Origin of the sequence: Flavobacterium denitrificans DSM 15936 (assembly GCF_000425445.1) — a bacterium.
Lineage (GTDB): Bacteria > Bacteroidota > Bacteroidia > Flavobacteriales > Flavobacteriaceae > Flavobacterium > Flavobacterium denitrificans.
The window spans coordinates 185,885-198,949 of sequence record NZ_KE384379.1 but is presented as its reverse complement, the minus strand read 5'-3'; the positions used below and the strand labels follow the sequence as shown (position 1 = coordinate 198,949).

General features: G+C 34.1%; 11 protein-coding genes. 8 read left to right on the top strand and 3 right to left on the bottom strand.

Annotated features, from left to right (window positions below; all coding sequences use genetic code 11):
- The first annotated feature begins 171 nt into the window (after window positions 1-171).
- The 6 genes from porK (at window position 172) to H600_RS0120450 (ending at window position 7,238) form a co-directional block, all read left to right on the top strand.
- On the top strand, window positions 172-1,572 hold the full coding sequence (gene porK, locus H600_RS0120475) for a T9SS ring complex lipoprotein PorK/GldK (protein ID WP_026730537.1): 1,401 nt from the start codon (window positions 172-174) through the stop codon (window positions 1,570-1,572).
- A gap of 69 nt (window positions 1,573-1,641) precedes the next feature.
- Window positions 1,642-2,289, top strand: a complete 648-nt coding sequence (porL, locus tag H600_RS0120470) for a type IX secretion system motor protein PorL/GldL (protein WP_026730536.1) — start codon at window positions 1,642-1,644, stop codon at window positions 2,287-2,289.
- A gap of 52 nt (window positions 2,290-2,341) precedes the next feature.
- Window positions 2,342-3,880 carry a type IX secretion system motor protein PorM/GldM gene (gene porM, locus H600_RS0120465; protein WP_026730535.1) on the top strand — a complete coding sequence of 513 codons (1,539 nt, stop codon included), beginning with the start codon at window positions 2,342-2,344 and terminating at the stop codon, window positions 3,878-3,880.
- A 45-nt stretch (window positions 3,881-3,925) separates the two neighbouring features.
- Entirely contained in the window at window positions 3,926-4,915 is a 990-nt protein-coding gene (gene porN, locus H600_RS0120460) for a type IX secretion system ring subunit PorN/GldN (RefSeq protein ID WP_026730534.1), read from the top strand.
- Between the two features lie 166 nt (window positions 4,916-5,081).
- The gene (gene porN, locus H600_RS0120455; RefSeq protein WP_026730533.1) at window positions 5,082-6,071 is read left to right on the top strand and encodes a type IX secretion system ring subunit PorN/GldN; all 990 of its coding nucleotides are present in this window, start codon (window positions 5,082-5,084) and stop codon (window positions 6,069-6,071) included.
- Window positions 6,072-6,149: 78 nt separating this feature from the next.
- On the top strand, window positions 6,150-7,238 hold the full coding sequence (locus tag H600_RS0120450) for an NAD(P)/FAD-dependent oxidoreductase (RefSeq protein WP_026730532.1): 1,089 nt from the start codon (window positions 6,150-6,152) through the stop codon (window positions 7,236-7,238).
- On the opposite strand, the gene H600_RS0120445 is transcribed toward H600_RS0120450, so the two are convergent.
- Window positions 7,204-7,587, bottom strand: coding sequence for a DUF983 domain-containing protein (locus tag H600_RS0120445; protein WP_026730531.1), 384 nt, complete (start codon window positions 7,585-7,587; stop codon window positions 7,204-7,206). The genes H600_RS0120450 and H600_RS0120445 overlap by 35 nt on opposite strands.
- Window positions 7,588-7,913: 326 nt before the next feature.
- Between H600_RS0120445 and H600_RS0120440 the strand changes: the two genes are divergently transcribed.
- Entirely contained in the window at window positions 7,914-9,833 is a 1,920-nt protein-coding gene (locus tag H600_RS0120440; protein WP_026730530.1) for an ABC-F family ATP-binding cassette domain-containing protein, read from the top strand.
- A 147-nt stretch (window positions 9,834-9,980) separates the two neighbouring features.
- On the opposite strand, the gene H600_RS0120435 is transcribed toward H600_RS0120440, so the two are convergent.
- Window positions 9,981-10,943, bottom strand: coding sequence for an App1 family protein phosphatidate phosphatase (locus H600_RS0120435; RefSeq protein ID WP_026730529.1), 963 nt, complete (start codon window positions 10,941-10,943; stop codon window positions 9,981-9,983).
- Window positions 10,944-11,002: 59 nt separating this feature from the next.
- Here H600_RS0120435 and H600_RS0120430 point away from each other — a divergent pair, with 59 nt between their 5' ends.
- Window positions 11,003-11,872, top strand: a complete 870-nt coding sequence (locus tag H600_RS0120430; protein WP_026730528.1) for a diacylglycerol/lipid kinase family protein — start codon at window positions 11,003-11,005, stop codon at window positions 11,870-11,872.
- Window positions 11,873-11,882: 10 nt separating this feature from the next.
- Here H600_RS0120430 and H600_RS0120425 read toward each other — a convergent pair whose 3' ends face one another.
- Complete coding sequence (locus H600_RS0120425; protein WP_026730527.1) at window positions 11,883-13,028, bottom strand: GNAT family protein; 1,146 nt, start codon at window positions 13,026-13,028, stop codon at window positions 11,883-11,885.
- Between the last annotated feature and the right edge of the window lie 37 nt (window positions 13,029-13,065).

The following is a 13,065-nucleotide window of genomic DNA, read 5'->3' as shown; positions in this document are numbered from 1 at the left end:
TGATGTTTTTGGTCGATTTTTTGCGTTAGTTTATCGATAAAATATTTTTTTTTTATTTTATTTAACATTATTTTTGAACGGTAAAATAAAATTCGCAAGTAGTATTGTTTTTTAGATAAATAATAAATACGTTTACGGACTTTTAATAATGAATAGATAATCCAAATTTATATGAAGAAGTTTATTGCATTTGCAGCAATGTTAACACTGGTAATTGGCTGTGGTAAGTCAGGTGACAAAGGTGAATTAGTTGGTGTTACAGGAGGGAAATGGCATCCTGAAAAACCTTATGGAATGACTTTGGTTCCAGGTGGATCTTTTATTATGGGTAAAGCTGATGCTGACTTAGCTAATGTGGAAGATGCTCCAACTAAAACAGTTACAGTTCGTTCATTCTATATGGATGAGACTGAGATTACAAATAGTGAGTATCGTCAGTTTGTGGAGTGGGTAAAAGACTCTACAATGAGAGTTCGTTTGGCAATCTTGGCTGATGAAACAGGTCAAAAAGCTACAGGCGACGGTAAAGGAAAAAAAGGCGGTAGTATAGCTGATTATGCATTTAATGATTCTGAGCCAGATAAAATGACGGCTTACGATAAATATATGTATGATAACTACTATAGCGTAGGAACAAAAGATGATCCTTATGCTGGTAGAAAACTAAACAAAAAAGTAAAATTAATTAAAGATACAAAAGCTTATCCAGATGAGTATTATGCTGAAGTAATGGACTCTATGTATTTGCCAATTGAAGAATCATACAATGGATTAAGAACAATTGATGTAAATAAATTAAAATTCCGTTATTCTTGGATGGATATTCAAGCTGCAGCAAAAGCTAAAGTTGGAAAAAGAAAAGACTTTGTTAAAACAGAGCAAGTAAGCGTTTATCCTGATACAACAGTTTGGATTAAAGATTTCGCTTATTCATATAATGAGCCAATGCACAATGATTATTTCTGGCACAAAGCTTATGGAGATTATCCAGTAGTTGGTGTTACTTGGAAACAAGCAAAAGCTTTCTGTGCTTGGAGAACGTTAAACAAAAACAGTTATATCAAATCTAAGAAAAAAGGACGTGACTTAGTAAACGCTTTCAGGTTGCCAACAGAGGCAGAGTGGGAGTATGCTGCAAGAGGAGGTCTGGAATCAGCAACTTACCCATGGGGAGGTCCTTATACTAAGAGCGACAGAGGATGCTTTATGGCAAACTTTAAACCAAGTAGAGGAGATTATGCTGCTGATGAAGCTTTATACACAGTTGAGGCTAAATCTTACGAAGTTAACGGTTACGGTTTATACAACATGGCAGGAAACGTTTCAGAGTGGACAGATTCAGCTTATAACCCTAATGCATACGAATATGTTTCTACAATGAACCCTAACGTAATTGATGGAAACAACCAAAGAAAAGTAGTTCGTGGAGGATCTTGGAAAGATGTTGCTTACTTCCTACAAGTAAGTACTCGTGATCACGAATATGCTGATTCAGCTAGAAGTTACATTGGTTTCAGAACGGTACAAGATTACATGGGAACTCAAGTAACTGGAAGCAAAAAGAAAAAGTAATTTATTATCTAAATTAAATACAACCAAATCGAGTCTATTAAAAATTAAAACCTAAAAAAAAGAAGTATTATGGCATTATTAAGTAAAAAAGCAATGAATTTCGCTTATGGTATGGGAGCGGCAGTAGTAATTATTGGAGCATTATTCAAAATTACTCACTTTGAAATTGGTCCATTAACAGGAACAGTTATGCTTTCTGTTGGATTGGTGACAGAAGCGTTAATTTTTGCACTTTCTGCTTTCGAACCAGTTGAGGATGAGTTGGATTGGACTCTTGTTTACCCAGAATTGGCAAACGGACAAGCTAGAAAAAAAGAAGCAAAAGTTGAAACTCCAACTGATGCTCAAGGATTATTGTCTCAAAAATTAGATGCCATGTTGAAAGAAGCTAAAGTTGACGGTGAGTTAATGGCAAGCTTAGGAAATTCAATCAAAAACTTCGAAGGAGCTGCAAAAGCAATTTCTCCAACAGTTGATTCTATTGCAGGACAAAAGAAATATGCTGAAGAAATGTCTATGGCAGCTGCACAAATGGAATCATTAAACAGTTTATATAAAGTTCAATTAGAAAGTGCTTCAAGAAATGCACAAGCTAACAGCGAAATTGCTGAAAATGCTGCTAAATTAAAAGAGCAAATGGCGTCTATGACAGCAAACATTGCTTCTTTAAACAGTGTTTACGGTGGTATGCTTTCTGCAATGAGTAACAAAGGATAATTAGTTTTTAACTATTATATTAAAATTATTAATAAGAACTAATTAGAAAAAAATGGCAGGAGGAAAATTAACCCCTAGACAGAAGATGATCAACCTGATGTATCTGGTTTTCATCGCAATGTTAGCAATGAATATGTCCAAAGAAGTTTTATCTGCTTTTGGATTAATGAATGAAAAATTTGAAAGTGCTAATACGTCTTCAGAACAAACAAATGCAAGTATGTTGATGTCGTTAGACCAAAAAGCAGCTGAAGCAAAAGGAGAATTTGCTACTGCAGCGGTTACGGCTCACAAAGTTGAAACAGCTTCAAAAGAATTTTATGCATATGTAGGCTCTTTAAAAGCGGATGTTTTAAAAGGTTTTGAAACTGATAAAGAAACTGGTAAATTGCCATACGAGTCAATGGACAAAGGTGACAATATCGACAACTGGTTTACTGGTGATGGATACACTAAAAAAGGAAATGATATCATCGCTCACATCGAAAAGTATAAGTCAGAGATGAAAGCTGCTTTGTCAGACAAAAAATACGCTGCAATCTTAGCTGAGGTTGAAAAGAAATTTGATCTTTCTGATGTTGCAAACAAAGAAGGTTTAAAAGATAAGTATTTAGCTTACCACTTTAAAGGTTTCCCTGCAGTTGCTTCATTAGCTAAACTTTCTGCTTGGCAAAATGATGTTCAAAAAGCTGAATCTGATGTTTATAGTGCTGCTTTAGGAAAAGCTGCGGTTGCTGCTGCATCTTATAGCAATTACCAAGCAATTGTAGTTTTAGATAAAAATGCTTATTTCCAAGGTGAGAAAGTTACTGGTAAAGTAGTTCTAGGTCGTTACGACGAAAACACAAAACCTACATCTTTCCAAGGTCCTGGACAAATCGTAAACGGACAAGCTGTTATCTCATTAACTGCTGGAGGTGTTGGAGAGCAAAACATTAACGGACAATTTACTTTCTTAGAAGATGGAAAAAACATTCCTCTTAAATTTGCTGGGAAGTATGTTGTAGTTCCAAGACCAAATTCTGCTACAATTTCTGCAGACAAAATGAACGTAGTGTATAGAGGTGTAGTTAACCCAATCTCTGTATCTTTTGCTGGTGTTGCTGATAACAAAGTTGTTGCTAGTGCTCCTGGATTAAGTTCTGCTGGTAAACCAGGTAAATATAACATGAGCCCAGGTTCTGGTAACGAAACTACAATTTCTGTAACAGGTACATTGCCAAACGGTGATAAAGTTTCAGATAAGAAAACATTCAGAATTAAAGGTATTCCTGGGCCAACAGGTACAATTAGAGGTGATATGGGTGTTGTTAAAGGGCCTAAATCTAACTTAGAAATTGCTACTATTGGTGCTAAATTAGTAGACTTTGATTTCGAAGTTGGTTTAGATGTTGTTGGATTTAATTTGAAAATTGCTGGACAACCTACAGTTGTAGTTACTGGTAATAAATTAAATGCACAATGTAAATCAGTTCTTGCTAGAGCAGGTAGAGGAGATCAAGTTACTATTTCTGAAATTAAAACTAAACTTGTTGGAGCTGGTAGTTATTTATTGCCAAGAACTGCTCCGGTAATTTACGAAATACAATAATAAAGTAGTTTATAACTACGTTCAATATCTTATAATGATACCACGATGAAAGTAAGAAATTTTTTAATAGCCATTGTTTCTATTGCTGGAGGTTTTGCTTCTAATGCGCAATCGAATTTGCTTAACGCGAAAACACCTGCTCAAATAGGACTTAAAACTCCTGCGCAACTTATCTCAGATAATGATAAGCCCTTAGCTTACGGTTATGTTGATGATAGAGATATTTTGATGGGAAAAACAACTTGGGAGATTATTGATTTGAATGAAAAAATCAATTTTCCTTTGTATTTTCCTGTAGATACAGCTAACATTGGTCCTGATAGACGTTCATTGTATGACGTTTTGACAAAAGCTATCAAAAAAGGTAAAATAACTGAAGTTTATACGGATAGTTATTTCAATACTAAAAAATCAATGAAAGACATCGAAGGATCATTATCTCGTATTGATACTACTGATGCAGGTAGAGAACTTATCAACCAATATCCAGACGACTATAAGACACGTGTTGTGAAGAAAAAAGTTGTTACTGGAACTGGGAAAAAGAAATCTGTTACTTATGTTGATGAAACTGTGCCGCCTTCAAGAACTGTTCCTGCTGAATATATCTTAAAACAAGATTTGACAGCTCAGGATGTTACACAATACAAAATCAAAGGATATTGGTATTTTGACAAACGTCAAAGCGAATTGAAATATCGTCTGCTAGGAATTTGTCCTGTAACTCCAGACGTTTATACAATGAACAGTGATGAAAAGGATTATATTGAGTTATTTTGGGTTTTCTTCCCAAATTCAAGAGAGGCTTTGCATGAGGCAAAAGCTTTCAATGATAATAACTCTGCATTGCCAATTTCATTCGACCAAATCTTAAACTCTAGACGTTTTAACGCGGTTGTTTACAAAGAGGAAAACCTTTACGGAGACAGAGCTATCAGCGATTATATGAAAGATAACGCTCAAAACCAGTTATTAGAATCTGAAAGAGTAAAAGAAAAGATTCGTAATTTCGAACAAGATATGTGGAACTACTAAGCAGAAGCATAACGATATAAGAAAAACTCTTACTACCTTTGTAGTAAGAGTTTTTTTTTGAGAAAACTTTTGGACGGTCAATTAAATCGGTACGATTTTAAATTTGTAAGAAAAAGTATAATATTTTTTAAAATGTTACGTTTGACTTCTTATACTATTAATTATGATGAAAGTGAGAAATTTTTTAATCGTTATGTTTTTTGTTGCTGGAAATTTTGTTTCTATTGCACAGTCTAATTTGCTTAATGCGAAAACGGTCTCCCAAATTGGAATTAAGACACCTGCGCAACTTATTGCAGATAATGATAAGCCTCTAGCTTATGGGTATGTTGAAGACAGGGATGTTCTGATGGGAAAAATGACTTGGGAAATTATTGATTTAAACGAAAAAATCAATTTCCCCTATTATTTTCCTGTTGATACTGCTAACATAGGTGCTGATAGGCGCTCTCTTTATGATGTTTTAACTAAAGCAATCAGGAATGGTAGAATAACTGAAGTGTATACAGATAGTTATTTTAATACCAAAAAAACCATGAAAGATATTGAAGGTTCATTATCTCGTGTTGATACCACTGATGCAGGAAGAGAGCTGATCAATCAATATCCAGATGATTACAAATCGCGAGTTGTAAAGAAAAAAGTTGTTACAGGTACTGGCAAGAAAAAAAGTGTTAGTTACAAAGAAGAAACAATTGGACCAACTAGAACAGTTCCTGCAGAGTATATTTTGAAGCAAGATTTAACCGCTCAAGACGTAACACAGTATAAAATCAAAGGGTATTGGTATTTTGACAAGCGTCAGGGGGAATTAAAATATCGCTTAATTGGCATTTGCCCCGTTACTCCAGATGTTTACACCATGAATAGTGATGAGAAAGATTATATTGAATTGTTTTGGGTATTCTTTCCAGATGCGCGTACCGTATTGCATGAGGCAAAAGCATTTAATGATGTAAATTCTGCAGCTTCTATTTCATTCGATCAAATTTTAAACTCGAGACGTTTTAACTCGATTATCTACAAGGAAGAAAATGTGTATGGCGATCGTGAAATAAAAGACTATATGAAAGATAATGCACAGAATCAATTGTTAGAATCTGAAAGAGTAAAAGAAAAGATTCGTAATTTCGAGGAGAATATGTGGAATTACTAAGCAACGGAACTAACTTATAAGACAAACTCTTATTATCTTTGTAGTAAGAGTTTTTTTATTATACCTATATACTGCACAATGCTTGATTATTTAATCATCGGATCTGGTTTGGCCGGAATTTCTTTCGCCGAAGTGGCTCTTAAGAACAATAAAACTATTTTGCTTCTTGATAACAAATCGCAACACTCATCAAGAGTGGCAGGTGGATTGTATAACCCTGTCATTTTGAAGCGTTTTAGTGAAGTTTGGAATGCAAAAGAGCAATTGGTTTTAATGAATGATTTTTATGATCGTGTTGAAGAAAAACTGCAAGAGAAGTTCAACTTTAAAATGCCAATTCTAAGAAAGTTTTTCTCCATTGAAGAACAAAACAATTGGTTTGCCGCTTCGGATAAAATCAATTTGGCGCCTTTCTTGTCTACAAAATTGATAACAGAGAAATATGTTGGAATTGATTCTCCGTATGATTATGGCGAGGTATTACATACTGGATATGTCAACACTGCTTTATTGTTGGATTGTTATCACAAATATTTGATAGAAAGTAATTTGTTGTTAGAAGAATCTTTTGATTGCAATGGCATTGAGTTTTTAGAATCAGGAATTCGGTATAAAAATATTCAGGCACGGCATATTGTTTTTGCAGAAGGTTTCGGAATGCATAAAAATCCGTTTTTTAATTATCTGCCATTAGACGGCACCAAAGGAGAATTGTTTATTATAAAAGCACCAGATCTAAATTTAGATTTGATTGTGAATACAAGCGTTTTTATATTGCCATTGGGAGATCAATTGTTTAAAGTTGGAGCAACCTATAATTGGAATGACAAAACAGATGCGCCTACTGAGGAAGGGAAAAAAGAACTTTTGGAGCGTATTAGAGAAATCATTACCTGCAATTTTGAAATTGTAAAACATTTCGGGGGCGTACGTCCGACTGTTGCAGACAGAAGGCCTTTGCTAGGAACCCACGAAGTCTACAAATCATTGCATATCCTTAACGGATTAGGCACTAGAGGTGTAATGCTTGGACCTGCAATGGCGCAAGCTTTATATGATCATATAGAAAATCAAATTCCACTAGATAAAGAAGCCGATATTAAGCGCTTCCATAAAAGATATCTAAAATCTCTTACTTCTGACCAGCCTTTGGATCGTATGAAATAAACATATTGATGTAAAGGTTTCTCGAAAGGCGCAAAACAAACGGAAATAACAAAATAAGCGTTATTATTATAGAAATAAATGACTGGCTGATGCTTGCTCCGAAAAACACAAAAGAAACAATAAAGGCAGCAATTCCAACAGCCACATTTAGACCGTAGCTTACATACATTGCACCATAAAAAAAGGAAGGTTCGATTTGGTATTTTAAACCACAATGACTGCAGTTTTCGTTCATTTTTAGAACTTTGGTCAAATGAAGCGGATTTTTATCTTCATACATGCTTTCGTTTTGACATCTTGGGCAGCTTCCGGTAAAAATGCTATTTAGTTTTGATCCTTTATTAAACATTGTTATTTGTGTTTTTGATTTCGAAATCAAAGATTGATTTTAAAGAAAATTATTAAACGTAATACTCTTACAAAGATACTATTTTATTTCTGTTGCGACTTCATTGGGAATCATTGGAACAGAAAGAAATTATTATTATATATTATTTTCGATCAGTTCTTTTTAATGGTGTCAATCAAATGAACTGAAATTCAGAAATATTGCGTAAGCTGTTGTTTCAGTCCCAAAACTTTCAATTAAAAGTTATACTTTTGCACTTTCAAAATTGTAAGCGACAAAAAGCTTATTTACAGTGATTTTAATTTCTAGATTTTCAGCAATACATTATGCTTAATATACACAATCTTTCAGTTTCTTTTGGTGGAACTTATTTATTCGAAGAAGTTACTTTTCGTTTAGGCGCCGGCGACCGCGTAGGTCTTGTGGGTAAAAACGGAGCAGGTAAATCGACAATGCTTAAAATGTTGGCAGGAGATTTTAAACCAGATTCAGGAGTTATTTCTCAGGAAAAAGATATCAAAATGGGTTTCTTGCGTCAGGATATTGATTTTGAGCAAGGAAGAACTGTATTAGAAGAAGCTTATGAGGCCTTTACAGAAATTAAAGTTGTAGAGAAAAAGCTAGAAGAAATCAATCATCAATTAGTGACCAGAACCGATTATGAAAGTGAGGAATATGGTCAGATTATCGAAGATTTATCTGACTATACGCATCGTTTTGATCTTCTTGGCGGTTATAATTATGTTGGAGATACTGAAAAAATTCTTTTAGGACTTGGTTTTAAAAGAGAAGTTTTCAATAATCAGACTGAAACATTTTCTGGTGGATGGAGAATGCGTATCGAACTTGCCAAGCTTTTGTTGCAGTCAAACGACGTTTTATTGCTGGATGAGCCTACCAACCACTTAGATATTGAAAGTATTATTTGGTTGGAAAATTTCCTTCGCAATTACCCTGGAGTTGTGGTGATCGTATCACACGATAAAATGTTCTTGGACAATGTAACCAATAGAACAATCGAAATTTCTTTAGGTAAAGCGTATGACTTTAATAAACCATATTCTCAATATTTAGAATTGCGTCATGAAATTCGTGAGAAGCAATTGGCTACTCAAAAGAATCAGCAGAAGAAAATTGAAGAGACAGAAAAATTAATAGAGAAATTCCGTGCAAAGGCTTCAAAAGCTTCAATGGCGCAATCGTTGATTAAAAAATTAGATAAAGTTGAAAGAATCGAAGTTGATGAAGATGATAATTCGGTAATGAATATCTCTTTCCCAGTTTCAAAAGAACCAGGGAAAGTGGTAATTGAAGCGGAGCATGTTACGAAAGCATACGGAGACAAAACGATTCTAAAAGATATCAGTTTATTAGTTGAACGCGGAAGTAAAATCGCTTTTGTTGGTCAAAATGGGCAAGGTAAATCGACTTTCATCAAAGCGCTTGTTAATGAGTTTGAATATCAAGGAAACATTAAATTAGGACATAACGTTCAATTAGGATATTTTGCCCAAAATCAAGCGGAATATTTAGATGGAGAAATCACTTTACTTCAAACAATGGAAGATGCTGCAACCGATACGAACCGAATGAAAGTTCGCGATATGTTAGGTTCTTTCCTTTTCCGTGGCGATGATGTGGAGAAAAAAGTAAAAGTACTTTCTGGGGGTGAACGTAATCGTTTGGCGCTTTGTAAATTGTTATTGCAGCCAATTAACGTGTTGCTGATGGATGAGCCAACGAATCACTTAGATATTAAATCTAAAAATGTTTTGAAAGCGGCGCTTCAAAAATTTGGAGGGACTTTATTGTTGGTTTCTCACGACAGGGATTTTCTTCAAGGAATGTCAAATATTGTTTATGAATTCAAAGATCAAAAAATCAAGGAATATTTAGGTGATATCAACTTTTTCTTGGAACAGCGCAATCTTGAAAATATGCGTGAAGTGGAGAAGAAAGATGTTGTAAAAACAGCTGCTCCAAAAGAGAAAGAAGTTGCTAAAGTTTCGTATGAAGATCAGAAAAAAACAAAAGCGCTTCAAAACAGATTAAGCAAAATCGAAAGTCAAATTCAGCAATTAGAAAAAGACATCCAACATGACGATAAAATGTTGGAAACTAATTATGACAAACATGTCGAGGACGCTTCTTTCTTTACGGCGTACAACAAAAAGAAAGCCGATTTAGATCAATTGTTAACCGATTGGGAAACCGTTCAAGAAGAGATTGATAATTTTAATGCTTAGTTTGCAGTCGCAGATTTCAGTCTCAGTTTTTAAAAGTAGGTAGGCCTTTGTCAAAGTTTCAAATTTTGGCAAAGGTTTTTTAGTTTAAAAAGCATTTATTATGTTTCAAGTTTTTCAGTTAACTGGAACTAAAAACTTAAAACAAACCTATTTAATAATTCCAATTGATCTTGAATGTTCTATGGCTTGACTGCTTTCTTTGAAGTAACAAACTGAGACATCAAGACTTTCTAGGTTTTTCATTATTTTCTGAACTTCTTTTTTCTTTGATCTTCCTGTTTGCCTGATGTAAACTGCAATTACCGTAACCGGAAAAATTTTGCAGATTCGTTCATATAAAACCGGATCGTGCTGTGAATCATCGCCCATTAAAACATATTTAAGCGTAGGATAGAATTCCACGACATGTTTTATTTTTTCAAATTTATGATCGTGGCTTCCTCTGCCACTCATGAAAAAATCAGTGATTCCTCTTTTGATATCTTTTAAAAGAAAAACTGCTTTTGGTAATTTGTTTATTCGGGTAAACTTTGAAATGAAGCCATATAAATTCCACTCGCTGCTTGAAACATAGAAAAAAGCATTTTCTTCCTCTGTATTATGCCGTCCTGCTAAACTTAAAGCTTGATAATGGGCTACAACATCTTTAAATACTTTTCGGTCATTTACATTTTTAAATAGCAAAATATAGATTTTTCGAAAGAAGTTGTTCGTGTGCGAAATCAAAAATGTATCATCAATATCAGAAATGATGCCAAGTTTTCCTTTATGAGGACGTATAAAACTGCCTTTGCAACTACTGGATGTGTTGTTGTATTTTAGACTTACTTCATATGGCATCCATCCAAAATGAGTTTCTTTTTCCAGTGGAATACAAAACTTGAAGTAACCGTCGTCTAGTGTTTTAGTATGAATGATTTGGTCGTTATAATGCAGATAAACATCAAAATTCGTGATCGTTTTTATTCGGAACAGTTTGAGGATAGAAGTCGCATTTTTAAGCTTCTTTTTTTCAAAATCATAATTATGTTCTTTTCTTAAAACGTGTCCCATCACAATTAATTCTTGCTCATTTGCATAACCTCGATATAATTGTAAAATTGGTTTCATTTATTGCGTATATTTATGTAACTGTAATTTACTTAATTTAATTGGTTTAAAATAAAATTTTGAAAAAGAATATACTATTCGTTGTAAATCCTATATCAGGTGATCGTGATAAAAGTGATTTGATTGAGGCGGTTGAGGAATTTGCGACTACTAATCATTTTGATTTGGAAGTTTATGAAACTACTGGAAAGAATGATTTAAAAGCGATACAAACATTATACAATCAATATACTCCTGACCGAATTATTGTGGCGGGCGGTGACGGAACAATCAAAATGGTTGCTGAAGCAATGGAAGAGCACGATGTCATCATCGGGATTTTACCAGCGGGTTCTGCAAACGGACTTTCAGTCGATTTGAATTTGCCAGCCGGAATCGAAGAGAATCTAAATATTGCCTTCCTGCATCATTACATTGAAATGGATATGATTTGCATCAACGGCAAAAAGAGCATTCATTTAAGCGATCTTGGATTGAATGCCAATTTGGTTAAAAACTATGAACAAAGTGATGTGCGTGGCTTTTGGGGCTATGCATTGCAAGCATTTACAACTTTAACCGAATCTGAAGAACCATTCGTAGCGACAATTTCGGCCAATAATAAAACAGTCGAACATACTGCAAGAATGATTGTTATTGCCAATTCACAGAAATACGGGACAGGCGTAATCATTAATCCAAATGGTGCAATGAACGATGGAAAGTTCGAGTTGGTTATTTTAAAAAACTTGGATTTATTATTGATTGGGAAAATTATAACCGGAAATATGCCAATTGACTCTGATGACGTTGTCATTATTTCGACGGATAAAGCCGCTATAAAAACAGATTATCCAGTGAATTTTCAAATAGACGGTGAATATTGCGGTGCGCAGACCGATTTAGATATTTATATTTTGCACAAGCAGATGAAAATTGCAGTGCCTTGATTTGGCTTTTTTATTTAAACGGATTACGTTCTTGCCATTCTGTTTTTGGCTCCAAATACTGAAATAATTTGGCAATATTATGATTGATCAAAGCGTTGCTGTGCGTGATCAAACCGTACATTTTTAAAGGTTTTGCACCTACTGAGCTTTTTATTTCAAGTGCTGTTCGCGCAAATACAATTGCTTTGAAACCTTGATTGATGGAATAGGCAATCATGTCATAAAGCATATTCAAATACAGCATTCTTTCGCGTTGTAAATTTTCATCATAGCCTAGGAAATAAGTATCCATTACATTTCCGTTCTTTATCAAAGTATTGAATCCGATTAGTTTTTCATCTAAAAAATAACCATAAAATAAAAAATTCTCTTTCATGATTTCTTTAAAAAAGCTAAAATGATTTCGAGCCAGAAAAAAGGTGTTGAAAGGCGCATTTTTCGCCACGTGAAAATACAAGTCATAAATAACATCTTCGTATTGCTTGATATCAGATAATGACATTTTTTGTTTTACAATACCTTCTGATTTCTTACGAGCGCGTTTGTATTGATCTCTGTATTTTTTTGACAAAGCATCAATGTAATTTTGTTCTGTTTTCCAATTTTCATTGATTTCGAAAATCATATTGGGCTGCGTGGAAAACGTATAATTGTTTTTGAATTCTGCTTGAAGAGGTTTTATCTCTTCCGAAGTGAAATCTTTTATGCTTGTAATGTGCACTTTTTTGCCCGAAGCTCTTAAATCTTTTTTGAGCTGATTAATGGCTTTGTGAAGTGTTTTTACAGCTTTTGAAATTTCAACGTTTTTAGAAAAAGCAAAAGCATTTTGTCCTGTAAGCATATTATTGCCGACAAATAATACATGTGAAGCAAAATTTTTGAAAGCAAAATTGCGCACAGATGTTTTCAAGCATTGATCGCGCTCGCCAAAAGATTCCAGTTTTTCAGCAAATAAAAACTGAGTAAGGGCAATTCCGGTTAGCTCTTCTTCTTCAAAAATTCCAATAAAATGGCAAATCATATTTACTGGACAAGAATTTTCCAGTACTTCGAGATATTCCCGTGTCAAAAAAATGTTTTCTGCGGCAAGCAAATTCCATTCAGAGGGGAGTAACGACGTGCGATTGTAGATTTGAAAAGAGTAAGTTGTATTCAAAAGTGTGCGCTAATTTCTTCAAAATTAGATATTATTT